Raw genomic sequence first — 16,860 nt, 5'->3', positions numbered from 1 at the left:
TCCCGGCTGATATCGAGGCGACGCCTCAACGAGAGGCCGCGAATTGATGTCGGAAGGCAAACGGCCATCCTCGTATGGCCGGCCGTCAGAGTCTGCTACCCCGCGGCGTCGTTTCCAGACGATTTTCTTCGTGACGGCGCAAAGCCACCAGCAGCTCCGGCAGAAGACCTTCGCCGCGTTCAGCGGCAACGGCGTGCAGCGCTAGAAATGGCGACATGGTGTGCCTCCAAAGCTCTTGGGATCGGAGCATTAAATGCGCAAAGACCGAAGCCGCCCACCCGTTTCTTGCCGTGGCAGCGGCGCTCGCGGCACTGCGCGCAAGTGGGGCTTAATCCAGCATCCAGAAACGGAAAAGGGCTTAGCGGTTTTCCGCTAAGCCCTTGAATTCGAATGGTGGGCGTGACAGGGATTGAACCCGTGACTTACATCGGCATGTAGCCACCGATCCAAAGCCAAAGCCCGGCAACCAGCATGGAAAGAATTGTGATCGGCACACCGGCTTTCGCATGGTCGCGAAACGTCAGGTGTATGCCTTGCACCGACGCACGTTCGGCCACGATCAGGTTTGCGAGGCTGCCGACGAGAAACAGGTTGCCGGCGAGCGAGGAAAGGATGGCGAGCCCGACGAGCGTGCCTTCCGGAATCCCGTGCCAAACTTTCAGGATCATCACGACGGCAGGGACGTTGCCGATCGTATTGCTGAGAAGCAGCGAAATCGGCACCAACGATGAAACCCGATCGGGCAACAGATTATAGTCGGCAAGTATGTGTACGGCCTGCTCCGGAAATCCAGTGCGGGCGAACGCGTCGTTGATCACGAACAGCGCTGCAATCAGGATGAGCAAAGGTACATCGATTTCATCGAGAAGCTGCCTAGTCGGGAGCGTCCGGCTGATAATCAGGCAAGCGGCGACCAGTAGGGCCGAAATCTCCCGTGGGAGCGGGGACCCAAACAAAATGAGCAAGACGGCGAGTGCCAAACCGCATACGCCGACCTGAAGACGATCGAAGGCGACCGTTTCGGTCGGTGCGTCGGTGGGTGGCGTGCCGAGGCTTGCCCGCCAGACATACGCCACGCACCCGTAACTGATGAAAAGTGCCGCAACCGATGGAATTGCCGCGTCGGCGAAATAGCCCCAAAAGCTGAGCGCGCCCGCCTGGCCAATGAGGATGTTCTGTGGGTTGCCGATCAGGGTCGCCGCCGAGCCGGCGTTGCTTGCCGCAGCAAGCCCAAAAAGGAAGGGGCGGGGATCGAGATTGCGGGCGGAAAGGCCCGCGCACAATAGCGGGGTCATCGCGAAGACAACGATGTCGTTGACGAGGAAGGCCGAGAGGATGCCGCCGATGGCAATCGTCAAGGCAAGCAGGCGATGTGGCCGTCCCGCCTGCGCGGCGATCCACACGGCGACCGCGCTGTAGAACCCGCTAGCGCCGACCCGTGCGGACATGATCATCAAGCCGCCGAGCAGTAGCAGCGTCGGAAAGTGAATAGCCTCGCCCATCGCGTCGCCTGGTACCGCACCGACGGCGACGAGCACGACAGCGACGACGAGGGCGATACCTGCACGGTCGATCCGCAGGCCCGGGACGCGCCCGAGCGCCATCCCCAGGTAGGTAATCCCGAAAAGAACGGAGATGAGATTGGTCATTGTTAGTAAGGGCTCCGGGGAAGACGGCGAATCGCAATCCGAACGCTACCACAACGGCCTTTGCGCCTGGCTACAGACGAGTTACGGCCAACAAAAAAGGCCGGGCAAACCCGACATTCCCAAGGTTCAATGAACCTACCGGGAAATATGTGAAAGGCTCCCGAAGGAGCCAAAAACATCTTGAATATCAAGTAATTGGATGGTGGGCGTGACAGGGATTGAACCTGTGACCCCTACGATGTCAACGTAGTGCTCTCCCGCTGAGCTACACGCCCATCCGATGGCGGCGCATAGACCACAAACCTTTTTTGCCGTCAATAGGCTTTTTTCGGTTTTGTGACACGCGCTGCCGGAAGCCTTATGCGGCAAGCATTTTGTTCACTTCCTCCACGAGGTCGCGCAGGTGGAAGGGCTTGGAAAGAACCTTGGCGTCTTTCGGTGCCTTCGAATCGGGGTTCAGCGCGACGGCCGCGAATCCGGTGATGAACATCACTTTGAGGTCCGGATCGAGTTCGGTCGCGCGGCGCGCCAGTTCGATGCCATCCATTTCGGGCATGACAATATCGGTCAGGAGCAGCGAGAAGGGTTCTTCGCGAAGCCTGTCATAGGCGCTGGCGCCGTTGTCGTAAGAGAGGACTTTGTAGCCTGCCTTTTCAAGCGCCTTCACAAGGAAGCGGCGCATGTCGTTGTCGTCTTCTGCAAGAAGTATCTTCTGAGTCATTATCCAGACCGCTGATCAGTAATTTATGCGTGGGGCTCCAGCCATTTACACTAGAGTTCGCCCAGTAAACAACCGGTGAAGAGGCCGTCCGGGCCGTCATCCCCATGAGATAGTATGGACTTGCCGTGCGGCAACTGGCAACATGGGCGAAGCAATAGCCTCCTGGCATGGTAAAGAGGGAACAAGGGTGCACGAAATCCCCGAATACGCACTTTTCGAGGTCCGGGAGCCTTTGTCGCACACCATTCCATTCGTCTACAACTCGCCGCACAGCGGGCGCATCTATCCTCCTGAGTTCATCGCCCAGTCGCGTCTCGAAGGCGTTTCCATACGTCGCTCCGAAGACCACTATGTCGATGAGCTGTTCGCCGATGCGAGCGCGCTTGGGGCGCCACTCCTGCTTGCAAACTTTCCGCGCGCCTATCTGGATGTGAACCGCGAGCCTTACGAGCTCGATCCGCGCATGTTCGACGGTCTGCTGCCGCCTTACGCAAACATCAATTCGCTGCGCGTGGCGGGCGGGCTTGGCACTATTCCGCGCATCGTTGCGGAGAACATGGAGATCTACACCCGGCGGCTGTCGGTGCAGGAGGGGCTGGATCGTATCGAGAGCGTCTACAAGCCGTATCATGCGGCGCTGCGGCGGCTGATTGCCCGCACGCATGTGCAGTTCGGCTTCGGCGTGCTGATCGACTGCCACTCCATGCCGGGTAATGTTCGCGTGGCCGGCAGCAATGCGCGGCCGGATTTCATCATCGGCGACCGCTACGGCACCAGTGCCTCGGCAGAGGTGTCGCGCGCCGCCGTCGCCATTTTCGAGGAGATGGGCTTCACCGCGATCCGTAACAAGCCCTATGCCGGCGGGTTCATCACCGAGCATTACGGCCGCCCGTCACGCGGGCTGCATGCGCTGCAAATCGAAGTGAACCGGTCGATCTATGTCGACGAAATGACGCTGGAGAAGCGTGCCGACTTCGCCTTGGTCGTCGGAGCGATCACCGCCTTCATGCGCCAGTTGGCGGTCTATGTGGCGCAGTTCGCGACAGATTCTGCCCTGGCTGCCGAGTGAGCCGTCTAGACTGCCAAAAAAAGACCGCCTTGCGGCGGTCCAAGTCTAGGGAGGAAACACCCAAGGAGGGTATTTACAGTCAGAAGACTGTGAGCAAACGCTACTATTGCGGTGCACAATTGTCAATCAGAATTTTGCAGTGCAAAAATAATGTGCAGCCGGCTAAAAGCTGCCGCTCTCGTTTGCAACCGGCCGCAATTCCGCTATGAAAAGCGCCACTCGCGCGCCACCGATGGATTTCACCATGTTGCCTGATCGCTCGTTCTTCAACCGCTTGGCGGAGGCCGCCAAGGCCGAGACACTGCCGCGTTTCCGTTCCGGGCTCGACGTGACCAACAAGCTGTCGGGCGGCTTTGACCCGGTCACCGAGGGCGACAGGGCGGCTGAGGTCGCCATTCGCGCGCTGATCGAGGAGCATTTCCCGGATCACGGCATCCTTGGTGAAGAGCACGGCAGCATCGGCCTGGACCGCGAATACGTGTGGGTTATCGACCCGATCGACGGCACGCGTGCCTTTATTTCCGGCGTGCCCGTCTGGGGAACGCTGATCGGCCTGCAGCAACATGGCCGGGCCATTATGGGGATGATCGAGCAGCCCTTTACCGGCGAACGTTATTTCGCGGATGCGCATGGTTCCATCTACAACGGTCCGGAGGGAGAGCGCCGGCTGCAGGTTCGCGATTGCGGTGCGCTGGCGAACGCCATTCTCTTCACCACCTCACCGCATCTTTTCACGGGCGCGGAGATGGACAAGTACAGAGAGATCGAGAGCCAGGTGCGGCTCTTCCGCTACGGCACGGATTGCTACGCCTACGCTTTGCTCGCTGCCGGCCACGTCGACCTGGTTATCGAAAACAGTCTGAAGCCCTACGATGTCGGCGGCATCATCCCCATCATCGAGAATGCCGGAGGGCTCATCACGACCTGGGATGGCGGGCGCCCGGAAAACGGCGGCTCGATCATCGCCGCGGGAAGCCGCGCCGTCTACGAGCAGGCGATGGCTGTCCTCAATCGGTAGCAGCCATCGGCACTTGCCGAGGTCGCTCGGATGGCGGCCGGGCTAGGTGCCAAAATCTTCGACTTCCTCGACGGCCTCGGCATCGCTACCGGGAATGAAGGCGTGAAAGGCTGCGAGCGCTGCCTTGCGGTAGACGTCGCGTTCCTGCAGCACCTCATGCCGCGCGCCGTTGATCGGGACGAACTGGGCGGCGCGGAAATAGCGCGAGATACGCTCCTGCGCGATGTAGGGCACGATCTCGTCGCGCGTCGGCGCGATGACGACCGTCGGAATGGTGATCGAGAACAGATGGTTCGGTGACGTCACGCGGTCGATCGTTAGGAACGAATCGTGCAGCCAGCGTGCCGTCGGGGGCCCGAGCGTCAATTCCGGATGGGCCGCGGCAACACCAACGTTGCGCTCGAACCGCGTCTGGTCCGATGTCAGAGGGTTGTCGCGGAACGGCTGTTCCTTGAGCTTGCGCGTCAGCGGAAACGAGCCGAGACCGAGCGAACAGGCGACCCCAGCGAGCGCTCGGATCGTACCTTCCGATGCTGCCTGGCCCGAGAGGCCGATAAAGGGGGCTGTCAGCACCATGCGCTCGATGCGCGTCGAGAGGTAGGGGGCGGCGGACATCGCGATCAACGCTCCGGTCGAATGCGCGAGGATGAAGAAGGGCAGGCGGGTATCCGGCAGCACGATCTTCTCGAGAAACGTGTCGAGGTCGTGCTCGTAATCGATGAAGCGGCGGACGTGACCGTATTGACGATTCTTCAGAAGCCGGTCGGAGCCGCCCTGGCCGCGCAGATCGAATGTTGCAACCCAGAGGCCACTGGCCGTCAGGTCGCGGATCGTCTCGAAATACTTCTCGATATATTCGTTGCGGCCCTGGAGGAGGACGACCGTGCCCTTCGCTACCGGCGCATCAGAGCGGAAGACGGCATAGCGCAGGCGATGGCCATCATGCGTCTCGAAGAAGCCTTCCGCGCGGTTCTCCGGTATCGGATTGTCGGGGGTCGAGAAAAGGACTGGTTCCATGGCTGATCGATCGTGTCCTTCGCGGATTCGCCTGTCGAGTAAAGCGGATAGGCGATCGCCATGTCAAATGAAAGAAAGATGCGTGGCCAACCTGCGGTAGAGCAAAAAGTCGAATCTGTCGTCACTGCGCAAACTTCTTGAGCCGGCGTGGCTTGTGGCGGGCTTCGTATACTCCCTTTTGAGTAGGCGTTAGCGCTATTCTGCGAAGTTCAATGCAATGCAACTTATTGTACCATGGAGTAGTATTACTCGTTCCAAAGGAAGCCAGCATGTTATCCACGGAAGATCCAAAGCTGCCCCGCAATACCGCGCGCAGGCATTTTCTAGGCGTGGCCGCTGCCGCCGGCGCTCGCCTCGCGAGCGTCGCCGCATTGGCAACGGCAGTTTCCTCTTCTCCCGCACGTGCCATGGGACGGCGCTGGGGGCGCGGTGGTTCTGGCGGAAGCGGGCATGGCAATTCTGGTGGCGGCGGGAACGGCAACTCCGGTGGAAACGGGAATGGTGGCGGCGGGGCGCATTGCTTCTTGCGTGGGACATCGATCCTGACAGATTGCGGTGAAAAGCGGGTCGAGGATCTTCGGATCGGCGATCGCGTTGCGCTTCCGCACGGGGGTAACCGGTCGATCAGGTGGGTCGGTCGCCAAATGTTCAAGAAGAGTGGCACGCGCTGGCATGACGGTGTCGTGCCGATCCGAGTCTCGCGCCATGCACTGGATGAGCATACGCCACATTCTGATCTCTACCTATCACCTGGGCATGCGCTGTTGCTGAATGGCGTTCTGATCCGCGTGAAGGATCTCGTGAACGGCACGACGATTGCGCCAATCGTTCCTGCGGACGACACGTCGATCGAATACTATGCCGTCCTGCTCAACACGCATGAAGTCATCCTTGCTGAGGGCGCTGCGGCCGAGACTTTCCATCCCTCGGACAGCGATCACGAAAACTTCTCCAATTTTGCGGAGTACGAACGCCTTTATGCCGGTGAGGAGCGCACCCCGATGACTTCCTATGCGCCGGTGCTCGGCGAGGAAGGCGGCTGGAAACATTTGCAGGCGCTTCTTCTGCTCGGCGCTTCGCCCTTGGTGCCGATGCGCGATCCGTTCGAGGATGCCTGCGAGAAGATCAACGCGCGTGCGAAGGAGCCGTCGGTCTGACACGCGACGGACCGTCCTCGTCTTCGAGCTCAACCGTTCAAAAAAAGACCGGCATGCGGAACTTGAGGTTCCGCGATGCCGGCCGGAGATCGGGCTGAAGACGAAGGGACGATACACTCCAGCCATCGGGCCAGTGTCACCCGATGGCGTGATTCCTAATCCTCCACGCATGAATGGCTTCCGAACCGGCTATTCATATGCGGTTCACGCAACGTGAGTTCGCTCCTGCGCCAGGGTCTTGAACTGCGCAAAAGCCATCCCCATCTCATTCCTGCAGGCGCCAAACGGGCCTGTCCACCCGTCCCGAAGCTGCCGATCAAGGGGTTTCAGGGGCAATTATCGCAACACGTCGCTTCCTCAGGAGGACATCATGCGTCACGTAGACTTCTCTCCCCTTTATCGTTCCACCGTCGGTTTCGACCGTCTTTTCACCATGCTCGACAGTCTCGGTCAGCCTGATCAGGGCCAGACCTATCCGCCCTACAATATCGAGCGTACCGGCGAGAGCACCTATCGCATCACCATGGCCGTTGCCGGTTTTGATGAGACCGAAATCTTCATCGAGGCGCAGGCCCACGCTCTGACCGTCAAGGGTGAAAAGAGCGAAGACAATGCGGAAGGTAGCGAGTTCCTCTATCGCGGCATTGCCAAGCGCGCCTTTGAGCGCCGCTTCCAGCTTGCCGATCACGTCGAGGTCACCGCCGCTTCGTTGAAGAACGGTCTGCTCCACATCGATCTGCTTCGCAGCATTCCGGAAGCCATGAAGCCGCGCAAGATCGCGATTGCGGCTGAGCCGGTCAGCGCGCCGAAGGCCATCGAGGCGCAGGTCGCCAACTAATCGGTCCTCCCAGGCCAATCATGCAGGCGGCGCTCGTGTGAGCGCCGCCTTTTTGTCGTCCGATGTCAGGCCGGGCTTGCCGCTTCCTCGGCTTCCTCTTCGGTCACGTGGTGCGCTGCCTTGGCTGCATATTTCTGCGCGATCACGGCGCAGACCATCAGCTGGATCTGGTGGAACAGCATCAGTGGAAGCACGATCGCGCCGACCGATTGCCCGGCAAAGATAACGCTCGCCATCGGCGCGCCGCTGGCAAGGCTCTTCTTCGAGCCGCAGAAGGTGATGGTGATCTCGTCGGCCTTGTTGAAGCCGAGGAGACGGCTGCCAAACATGGTGAAGCATAGCACGAAGGCGAGCAGCACTGTGTCGGCGACGATGACCGCGGCGATGTCGCCGATCGAGAAGGTGTGCCACAGACCCTCGGCGACCGCCGAGCTGAAGGCGAGATAGACGACCATCAGGATCGAGCCGCGGTCGACAGGCATCAGAAGCCTCTTCTTCGCGCGGATCCAGCCGCCGATCCACGGCTCAAGCAACTGGCCGACGACGAAGGGCAGCAGCAGTTGGAGAAGGATCTGCTGCAGCGCGTTCCACGAAAAGCCGCCATGGCCGCCGACGGAAAACAGCAGCCCGACCAGCAGCGGTGTCAGGAACATGCCGAAGATGTTCGACGCCGATGCCGAGCAGATGGCTGCCGGGACGTTGCCGCGCGCCATCGAGGTGAAGGCGATCGACGACTGCACCGTCGATGGCAGAACGCTCAGATACAGGATCCCGAGATAGAGCGGCTTCGGCAGTATCCATTCAGGCACGAAGCCGAGGCCGAGGCCAAGGATCGGGAAAAGTCCGAACGTCGTCAGCAGGATGACAAGATGAAGCCGCCAGTGCAGCAGGCCGGCGATCACGACGTCGCGCGACAGACGTGCGCCGTGCAGAAAGAAGAGAAGCGCCACCGCCAGGTTCGTCGCGATCCCGAAATAGCCGGCAAAAGCGCCTTTGGCCGGCAGCAGCGAGGCGAGGATGACGGTGCAGACGAGTAGCATCGTAAAGTTATCGGGTAGAAAACGGCGCATGGCGGACACTCATGGAGATCAGTAGATCATTTGTCTTTCTTCCATTATGATACAGGATGCAAGGAATAACAGTTATCGTATTTCTGGATTGCCATGCTTGATCTTACGCAACTGCGCAGTTTTGTTGCCGTCGAACAGATGGGAAGCTTCACGCTTGCCGCCGAAAGGCTAGGGCTTGGCCAATCGACCGTCAGCCAGCACATCCAGCGGCTCGAAAGCGCCGTCGGACGGCGGTTGCTGGCGCGCGACACCCACAAGGTGCTGCTGACGACCGACGGCGAGGCGCTGCTCAGTCATGCGCGGGCGATGCTGGCGATCGAGGCACAGGTTCAGTCGCAATTCAGGGGACAGAAGCTGCGCGGCAATCTCCGGCTCGGCGTGTCGGAAGACTTCGTGACCAGCCAGCTGCCGGCAGTGCTCGAGGATTTCGTCCGCTCGCACCCGTCGGTCGATCTCGAATTGACGGTTGCGCTCTCTGGGACGCTTTACGAGATGCAGGACAATGGCGAGATCGACCTCGTGCTGGCGAAGCGCCGGCTTGGCGATGCCCGCGGGCGACTGGTCTATCGCGAGCCACTCGTCTGGCTGGCGCGCGATCCCGAGCATGTATTGAGCAGTAGGCCGCTATCATTGATCGCCTTCCCGCCGCCGAGCGTGACGCGCAGCATTGCACTCGAAGCGTTGGGGCGCAGCCAGGTCGCCTGGCGGATCGTCTGCACCTGCGGCAGCCTCAGCGGACTGACGGCGGCAGCGCGGGCGGGGATGGGCGTTCTGGTGCAGCCACGCAGCATGGCGCCATCAGGGTTGAAGGAGATCGGCAAAGGCAAGCTGCCGATGCTTGAGGATGTCGAGTTTGTGCTGGTGCCGCGAAAAGGGGCGGACCAAGCACTGGTTTCAGCCCTATCGGATGATATTCTTGGCAAGGTACGTAGCCTTCGCGCCAACGCATGACATGGCTGTCAGCCGCCGGACGAACAGTCGCGAAATCAGTTTCCTAGCATGCGCTATCGAGACGGCGATCTTGTCTGCAAGACCTCAGCTTCCCTATCAAGCGGCATTGAAGCCGTCGTGATAGCTGACTTTGCCCGCAGGCGTGTGGCCGTCGAACGCCAAGTGCATGAAATATTCCGCAGGCGCAGCCTCAAAGATCAGATTGGCCTCATTCTGGAAGCCGAAGCGCGTGTAGTAGCCGGGATCGCCGAGAACGACGCAGCCTCTGGCTCCGACATTGGCAAGCCGCGATAAGCCGTCGCGAATGAGCTTGCTGCCAATGCCCTCTTTTTGACGGTCCGGCCTGACCGAGACCGGTCCGAGTCCATACCAGCCCCTGTCTTGGCCATCGATCGCAACAGGCGAAAACGCGATATGCCCTACAACGGCACCATCCTGGACCGCGACGAGCGAGACCGTCAAAGCGCCCGCTTCGCGGAGAGCGTCGACGATCTCTGCTTCTGTTTGGCCGCCATATTCCATCGGTGCGAAAGCCGCCTTTGTTATCTGACGGATCGCCGTAATGTCGCTCGGCTGTTCAGGACGGATTTCCATTCGGGTCACCTTCGCTGTTTTCCGATTTCAGACCGGTGCCCCCCTTGATAGCGCGGCTAAGGCAGGGTGGCCAGCGGATCGGCAATCAACCATGTGCTGTCCCGCATTTCCGCTTTATCCTGGGGCAATTTCGGTTTGCCTCTTGCCTCAAGAGTTAATGGGCTACTTACCATCTTAAGACGCTCTCAACCCTGTCGCTTAGGCCTCTGGTTAGGTTCGGCGTCTAGGCTCCACGCCTGATGGTCGATCTTCGGGGCAAGGAGAACGGACCGATGACGTATGGCGTACTCTTCGTATCCGGGCTGGTTGCCTGTGTGATGCTGATTGTCGTGGCCGGACACGACGCGAAAACGACGGACAGCGGCAAGCCGCAATCCGCCGTCACGGGGCATCAGAATTGAGCCCGGCAACTCAGTCCGCAAGGCAGCCCAGGAAACCATCGACATCTGCCTCTGTCGTCGCAAAGCTGGTAACGAACCGGACCAGCGTCTCACCCGGGCCGACGAGCTCGGGCGTTGCCGGCGGCACTGGCCACTCGTAGAATTTCGCACCCTTCTCCTCGGCGGTTTTGGCCGCGCTCTTCGGGATGACTGCAAAGACTTCGTTGGCCGAGGTCGGCCACGCGAGGCGAGCCAAGTTGCTTGCTTTGATGCCGGCGCGCAGGCGGTCGGACATGCCGTTTGCATGGCGGGCAAGGTCGAGCCAGAGATCGTTCTCGAAATAGGCATCGAACTGGGCGGCGATGAAGCGTGACTTGGAGAAAAGCTGGGCCGCGCGCTTGCGGATGAACGGCATCTCCTTGGCCTGTTCGGGATTGAAGAAGACGATCGCCTCCGCGCACCAGCAGCCGTTCTTCGTGCCACCGAAGGACAGCATGTCTACGCCGCGCTTCCAGGTCATCTCAGCCGGGCTGGCAGCGAGGGAGACGAGGGCGTTGGCAAAGCGTGCACCGTCCATGTGGAGGGGTAGCTTATCTTTCCGGGCGATTGCGGCGATCGCGTCGATTTCCGACAGCGTGTAGACCGTACCGGCCTCCGTTGCCTGGGTGATCGTCACAGCCGTTGCTCGCCCGTGTTGCACGGCTGTCTGCGGGAAGGCTGCGATCTTCTCCTTGAGTTTTGCCGGATCGATCTTTGCTTCTGCACCGGGAACGCCGAGCAGGCGGGCGCCGCTGAAGAAGTCGGGTGCGCCGCATTCGTCGGCGATCACATGCGCGTCGGAATGGCAAAAGGTAATTCCGCCGGGGCGCTGGACGCTGGCAAGCGACAACGAGTTCGCCGCCGTGCCTGTCGCGACGAACAGCACTGCGACCTCGCGCTCGAAGACTTCGGCAAAGCGTCGCTCGACGCGCCGATCGAGATCGCTTGCGCCATAGGCCGCGGCAAAGCCGTCGGATTCCCGGAGCAGACGTTCGGCGATGGATCGATGGGCGCCTGCCCAGTTGTCGGATGCAAAATACATGAAAGGAGACCGCTTGGATGTGGTGGGATCAGGTTCGGGCGGCGACATTACGCTATCGCCTCCACGGGTCAAAGGGGCGGCCTGGAATCCATCACAAAAATTGACTTCAGCAATCAATAGACAAAATAATGCGGAGATGCGTAATTTTATGTCTCATTCTCTGACGCGCAAGGTAATATTCTGTCGTTGATCGACGTTTTTTTGATTCAGCGCTCTTGCGCGGGCGGGATGTTTCTGGCATAGATCGAGTGAATTAGGACAGGGTTGCTGTCCTATTTTGGCCGCGATGGCCGAAGAGGCGCCAAAAAACCTTACACTCGTGGGGTTTCACGCTATAGTTCTTCAAATGCGGGCAGAAGCCCGCGTGCGGAGGCGGATGGCAGGCGCGGGAGCGCAACGGTTGCTTTCCCTGGAGAGCCCGCCGCCGGCGACCGGATCTTCGACAATGCAACAGAGCTGTCACGCGCCGAACCTAGGATCAGGGGCGACGTGGGACAAGAAGCCGCCCGCCAGCTTGCGGGCTCTGACAGGAGGGAATGATGACGAAGACGCCATCCACGGGTTTTGACCAGTTCGCAGCGGCAACGACGCGTGCGACGGCCAATGCGCGTAAATTCGCCTCCGGTCTGCCGCGAAAACAGGGGCTTTACGACCCGCGCAACGAGCATGATGCCTGCGGCGTCGGCTTCGTCGCCCATATGAAGGGTCAGAAGTCGCACCAGATCGTCAAGGACGGTCTTTTTATTCTCGAGAACCTGACGCACCGCGGTGCCGTCGGCGCCGATCCGCTGATGGGCGACGGCGCTGGCATCCTCGTGCAGATCCCGGACCGCTTCTTCCGCGAGGAAATGGCCAGGCAGGGTATCACCCTGCCGAAGGTCGGCGAATACGGCATGGGTCACATCTTCATGCCGCGCGACGAAAAGCAGATCGCGCACTTCAAGAAGGTGATCCAGGACGTCATCGTCGAGGAAGGTCAGGTCTTCCTCGGCTTCCGCGATGTGCCCGTCGACAACTCCTCGCTTTCCAAGGCGCCCGAGATTGCCGCGACCGAGCCGCATCACGTGCAGGTCTTCATTGGCGCGGGCAAGGATGCTGCGACGAACGACGAGTTCGAGCGTCGCCTGTTCACGCTGCGCAAGGTGATCTCCAACCGCATCTACGACGAGTTTGATGGCGAGGAGAGCAACTTCTATCCGGTGTCGCTGTCGTCGGCGACCGTTGTCTACAAGGGCATGTTCCTGGCCTACCAGGTCGGGGCTTACTATAAGGACCTGTCGGACCCGCGTTTCGAGTCGGCGGTTGCCCTCGTGCACCAGCGCTTTTCCACCAACACTTTCCCATCGTGGAAGCTGGCGCACCCCTATCGCATGGTCGCCCACAACGGCGAAATCAACACGCTGCGCTCCAACGTCAACTGGATGGCGGCACGTCAGGCCTCGGTTTCTTCGCCGCTCTTCGGTGACGACATCTCCAAGCTCTGGCCGATCTCCTATGAAGGCCAGTCCGACACGGCCTGTTTTGACAACGCGCTCGAGTTCCTCGTGCGCGGCGGCTACTCCATGGCGCATGCCGTGATGATGCTGATCCCGGAAGCCTGGGCCGGCAACCAGTCGATGGCGGCCGAGCGCAAGGCATTCTACGAATATCACGCTGCGCTGATGGAGCCGTGGGACGGACCGGCGGCTGTCGCCTTCACCGACGGCAAGCAGATCGGCGCGACCCTCGACCGCAACGGCCTGCGTCCGGCCCGCTATCTTGTCACGAATGACGACCGCGTCATCCTTGCCTCTGAAGCCGGCACGCTGCCGGTCCCGGAGGAGGACATCGTCCAGAAGTGGCGCCTGCAGCCGGGCAAGATGCTGCTGATCGACATGGAAAAGGGCCGGATCGTTTCCGACGAGGAAGTGAAGTCCGAGCTTGCCACCAAGCATCCCTATCGCAGCTGGCTGGATCGCACGCAGCTGATCCTCGAAGACCTGAAGCCGGTCGAGCCGCGTGCACTGCGCCGCGACGTTTCGCTGCTCAACCGCCAGCAGGCCTTCGGCTACACGACCGAGGACACCAAGATCCTGATGTCGCCGATGGCGACCACGGGTCAGGAGGCCGTGGGTTCGATGGGCACGGATACGCCGATTTCGGCGATGTCGGAAAAGTCGAAGCTGCTCTATACCTACTTCAAGCAGAACTTCGCGCAGGTCACGAACCCGCCGATCGACCCGATCCGCGAAGAGCTCGTCATGAGCCTCGTCTCGTTCATCGGGCCGCGTCCGAACATTCTCGACCATACGGGCATGGCGAACGCCAAGCGCCTGGAAGTGCGCCAGCCGATCCTGACCAATGGTGATCTGGAAAAGATCCGCTCGATCGGTCATACGGAAGACCGCTTCGACACCAAGACGCTCGACTTCACCTATGATGTCGAACGCGGCGCCGAAGGCATGCCCGAAATGCTCGACCGTCTCTGCGAACGCGCCGAAGCCGCGGTCAAGGGCGGCTACAACATCATCGTGCTCTCCGACCGCCAGATCGGGCCGGACCGCATCGCCATTCCCGCGCTTTTGGCGACGGCTGCCGTGCACCATCACCTGATCCGCAAAGGGCTGCGCACCTCGGTCGGTCTCGTCGTCGAAACCGGCGAGCCGCGCGAAGTGCACCACTTCTGCCTGCTCGCAGGCTATGGCGCCGAAGCGATCAACCCTTACCTTGCCTTCGACACGTTGCTCGACATGCATGCCAAGGGCGAGTTCCCGAAGGAAGTCGACGCCAGCGAAGTCGTCTACCGCTACATCAAGGCGGTCGGCAAAGGCATCCTCAAGGTCATGTCGAAGATGGGCATCTCTACCTATCAGTCCTATTGCGGCGGCCAGATCTTCGATGCGATCGGCCTGCAGCAGGAGCTGGTCGACAAGTACTTCTTCGGCACAGCAACGATGATCGAAGGCGTCGATCTCGCCGCGATCGCCGAAGAGACTGTTGCGCGTCACACCTCCGCCTTCGGCAAGGATCCGCTGCTGGCGACGACGCTCGACATCGGCGGCGAGTATGCCTACCGCATGCGCGGCGAAAGCCACGCCTGGACGCCGGATGCGGTCGCTACGCTTCAGCATGCCGTTCGCGGCAATGCCGAAGACCGCTACCGCGAGTTCGCCGAGATGGTGAACACCTCGGCGCTGCGCATGAACACGATCCGTGGCCTCTTCAACATCAAGAGCGCCGAGCAGATCGGTCGCAAGTCGGTCTCGGTCGACGAGGTCGAGCCAGCGGTCGATATCGTCAAGCGCTTCTCGACGGGTGCCATGTCCTTCGGCTCGATCAGCCGCGAAGCGCACACGACGCTGGCGATCGCCATGAACCGGATCGGCGGCAAGTCCAACACCGGCGAGGGCGGTGAAGAATCCGACCGTTACATGCCGCTGCCGGATGGTTCGTCGAACCCGGAACGCTCTGCGATCAAGCAGATCGCATCGGGACGCTTCGGTGTCACAACCGAGTATCTGGTCAATGCCGATATGCTGCAGATCAAGGTGGCCCAGGGTGCCAAGCCCGGCGAAGGCGGCCAGCTGCCTGGCCACAAGGTTGACGCGACGGTTGCCAAGACCCGCCACTCGACCCCGGGCGTCGGCCTGATCTCGCCGCCGCCGCATCACGACATCTATTCGATCGAAGATCTGGCGCAGCTGATCTATGACCTGAAGAACGTCAACCCGACGTCGGATGTGTCGGTCAAGCTCGTCTCGGAAGTCGGCGTCGGCACGGTTGCGGCCGGCGTTGCCAAGGCGCGCGCCGACCACATCACGGTCTCCGGCTTCGATGGCGGCACCGGCGCATCGCCGCTGACCTCGCTGAAGCATGCCGGCAGCCCGTGGGAAATCGGCCTTGCCGAAACCCAGCAGACCCTGGTGCTGAACGGATTGCGCTCGCGCATCGCCCTGCAGGTCGACGGCGGCCTGAAGACCGGCCGCGACGTCATCATCGGAGCGCTTCTCGGCGCCGACGAATTCGGCTTCGCGACGGCACCTTTGATCGCTGCCGGCTGCATCATGATGCGCAAGTGCCATTTGAACACCTGTCCTGTCGGGGTTGCCACGCAGGACCCGGTTCTGCGCAAGCGCTTCAAGGGCACGCCCGAGCACGTCGTCAACTACTTCTTCTTCGTTGCCAACGAAGTGCGCGAAATCCTCGCCTCGCTCGGCTTCACCAAGCTCGATGACATCATCGGCGCTTCGGAGCTGCTCGAGAAGGACGAGATGCTGGCGCACTGGAAGTCCAAGGGTCTCGACTTCAGCCGCATCTTCCACAAGGTCGAGGCGCCGAAGGATGCAACCTACTGGACGACCCGCCAGAAGCACCCGATCGACGACATTCTCGACCGCAAGCTGATCGAAGAGGCGCAGCCGGCGCTGACCTCGAAGACGCCGGTTGCCTTCGACGTGGACATCAAGAACGTCGACCGTTCGGCCGGTGCGATGCTCTCCGGGGAAGTCGCCAAGCGCTACAACCACCGCGGCCTCAAGGACGACACGATCAACGTGACGCTCAGGGGCACTGCCGGGCAGTCGTTCGGCGCCTTCCTAGCGCGCGGCATCACCTTCAACCTGATCGGTGACGGCAACGACTATGTCGGCAAGGGCCTGTCGGGCGGCAAGATCATCGTCCGACCGCCGGAGAATTCGAAGATCGTCGCGGAAGACTCCATCATCGTCGGCAACACCGTGCTCTACGGTGCGACCGAAGGCGAGTGCTACTTCCGCGGTGTCGCGGGCGAGCGCTTCGCGGTCCGCAACTCCGGTGCGATCGCCATCGTCGAAGGCGTGGGCGACCACGGCTGCGAATACATGACGGGCGGTGTCGTCGTCGTACTCGGCTCAACGGGCCGCAACTTTGCGGCCGGCATGTCCGGCGGCGTGGCTTATGTGCTCGATGAAGCCGGCGATTTTGCCAAGAGGTGCAACATGGCGATGGTCGAACTCGAGCCGGTTCCGGAAGAGGACGACATGCTGGAGAAGCTGCATCACCACGGCGGCGACCTCATGCACAAGGGACGCGTCGACGTCTCGGGTGACATGACGCGCCACGACGAAGAGCGTCTCTACCAGTTGATCTCCAACCATCTGCACTACACGGGTTCGACCCGCGCCAAGCAGATCCTGGACAACTGGGTCGACTACCGTCCGAAGTTCCGCAAGGTCATGCCGGTCGAGTACCGCCGTGCCCTGGAAGAAATGGAACGCGCCCGCATGGGAATTGCGGCCGAGTAATTACGCTTACTTCCGTTGCGCTGGTGAACGTCAGCGCGGCGGATGACCGAAGTA

The 16,860-nt window shown here is 61.0% G+C and carries 14 protein-coding genes and 1 tRNA gene; 7 read left to right on the top strand and 8 right to left on the bottom strand.

From position 1 onward, the window contains the following. Positions 1-85 precede the first annotated feature (85 nt). The 4 genes from ACSQ9D_RS15595 to cpdR1 all read right to left on the bottom strand — a co-directional run bounded on the left by ACSQ9D_RS15595 (position 86) and on the right by cpdR1 (position 2,370). Positions 86-217 (bottom strand): hypothetical protein, encoded by a 132-nt coding sequence (locus ACSQ9D_RS15595; protein ID WP_436282957.1) that lies wholly within the window; start codon positions 215-217, stop codon positions 86-88. Positions 218-422: 205 nt separating this feature from the next. Further along, on the bottom strand, positions 423-1,649 hold the full coding sequence (locus ACSQ9D_RS15590; protein ID WP_436282956.1) for an SLC13 family permease: 1,227 nt from the start codon (positions 1,647-1,649) through the stop codon (positions 423-425). A 200-nt stretch (positions 1,650-1,849) separates the two neighbouring features. Then, positions 1,850-1,924, bottom strand: a tRNA-Val gene (locus ACSQ9D_RS15585). An 83-nt stretch (positions 1,925-2,007) separates the two neighbouring features. Then, on the bottom strand, positions 2,008-2,370 hold the full coding sequence (gene cpdR1, locus ACSQ9D_RS15580) for a response regulator CpdR1 (protein ID WP_007527565.1): 363 nt from the start codon (positions 2,368-2,370) through the stop codon (positions 2,008-2,010). Positions 2,371-2,557: 187 nt separating this feature from the next. Here cpdR1 and ACSQ9D_RS15575 point away from each other — a divergent pair, with 187 nt between their 5' ends. After that, the gene (locus ACSQ9D_RS15575; protein WP_436282955.1) at positions 2,558-3,439 is read left to right on the top strand and encodes an N-formylglutamate amidohydrolase; all 882 of its coding nucleotides are present in this window, start codon (positions 2,558-2,560) and stop codon (positions 3,437-3,439) included. 244 nt (positions 3,440-3,683) lie between these two features. Then, the gene (gene hisN, locus ACSQ9D_RS15570; protein ID WP_436282954.1) at positions 3,684-4,457 is read left to right on the top strand and encodes a histidinol-phosphatase; all 774 of its coding nucleotides are present in this window, start codon (positions 3,684-3,686) and stop codon (positions 4,455-4,457) included. A gap of 42 nt (positions 4,458-4,499) precedes the next feature. Here the strand turns inward: hisN and ACSQ9D_RS15565 are convergent, their stop codons facing one another. Next, a complete protein-coding gene (locus ACSQ9D_RS15565; RefSeq protein WP_436282953.1) occupies positions 4,500-5,474 on the bottom strand; it encodes an alpha/beta fold hydrolase in 975 nt (324 codons plus the stop codon). A 269-nt stretch (positions 5,475-5,743) separates the two neighbouring features. Between ACSQ9D_RS15565 and ACSQ9D_RS15560 the strand changes: the two genes are divergently transcribed. After that, positions 5,744-6,631 carry a Hint domain-containing protein gene (locus tag ACSQ9D_RS15560; protein WP_436282952.1) on the top strand — a complete coding sequence of 296 codons (888 nt, stop codon included), beginning with the start codon at positions 5,744-5,746 and terminating at the stop codon, positions 6,629-6,631. Positions 6,632-7,001: 370 nt separating this feature from the next. Next, positions 7,002-7,469 (top strand): Hsp20 family protein, encoded by a 468-nt coding sequence (locus ACSQ9D_RS15555; protein ID WP_072380238.1) that lies wholly within the window; start codon positions 7,002-7,004, stop codon positions 7,467-7,469. Between the two features lie 65 nt (positions 7,470-7,534). Here ACSQ9D_RS15555 and ACSQ9D_RS15550 read toward each other — a convergent pair whose 3' ends face one another. Beyond that, the gene (locus ACSQ9D_RS15550) at positions 7,535-8,539 is read right to left on the bottom strand and encodes a bile acid:sodium symporter family protein (RefSeq protein WP_436282951.1); all 1,005 of its coding nucleotides are present in this window, start codon (positions 8,537-8,539) and stop codon (positions 7,535-7,537) included. Positions 8,540-8,632: 93 nt separating this feature from the next. On the opposite strand from ACSQ9D_RS15550, the gene ACSQ9D_RS15545 reads away from it, so the two are divergent. Beyond that, the gene (locus tag ACSQ9D_RS15545) at positions 8,633-9,490 is read left to right on the top strand and encodes a LysR family transcriptional regulator (RefSeq protein ID WP_436282950.1); all 858 of its coding nucleotides are present in this window, start codon (positions 8,633-8,635) and stop codon (positions 9,488-9,490) included. Positions 9,491-9,586: 96 nt separating this feature from the next. Here ACSQ9D_RS15545 and ACSQ9D_RS15540 read toward each other — a convergent pair whose 3' ends face one another. Then, positions 9,587-10,084 carry a GNAT family N-acetyltransferase gene (locus tag ACSQ9D_RS15540; RefSeq protein WP_436282949.1) on the bottom strand — a complete coding sequence of 166 codons (498 nt, stop codon included), beginning with the start codon at positions 10,082-10,084 and terminating at the stop codon, positions 9,587-9,589. Between the two features lie 272 nt (positions 10,085-10,356). Here ACSQ9D_RS15540 and ACSQ9D_RS15535 point away from each other — a divergent pair, with 272 nt between their 5' ends. Further along, positions 10,357-10,485, top strand: coding sequence for a hypothetical protein (locus ACSQ9D_RS15535; RefSeq protein WP_259128832.1), 129 nt, complete (start codon positions 10,357-10,359; stop codon positions 10,483-10,485). Between the two features lie 10 nt (positions 10,486-10,495). On the opposite strand, the gene ACSQ9D_RS15530 is transcribed toward ACSQ9D_RS15535, so the two are convergent. Then, positions 10,496-11,545 (bottom strand): threonine aldolase family protein, encoded by a 1,050-nt coding sequence (locus tag ACSQ9D_RS15530; protein ID WP_436282948.1) that lies wholly within the window; start codon positions 11,543-11,545, stop codon positions 10,496-10,498. Positions 11,546-12,081: 536 nt separating this feature from the next. On the opposite strand from ACSQ9D_RS15530, the gene gltB reads away from it, so the two are divergent. Next, positions 12,082-16,806 (top strand): glutamate synthase large subunit, encoded by a 4,725-nt coding sequence (gene gltB / locus ACSQ9D_RS15525; RefSeq protein WP_436282947.1) that lies wholly within the window; start codon positions 12,082-12,084, stop codon positions 16,804-16,806. Positions 16,807-16,860 lie beyond the last annotated feature (54 nt).

The sequence above is a fragment of the Rhizobium sp. LjRoot258 genome, assembly GCF_964254185.1.
GTDB lineage: Bacteria > Pseudomonadota > Alphaproteobacteria > Rhizobiales > Rhizobiaceae > Rhizobium.
Note: the sequence above shows the minus strand (reverse complement) of the source record. Positions and strands in the feature narration are given on the sequence as shown.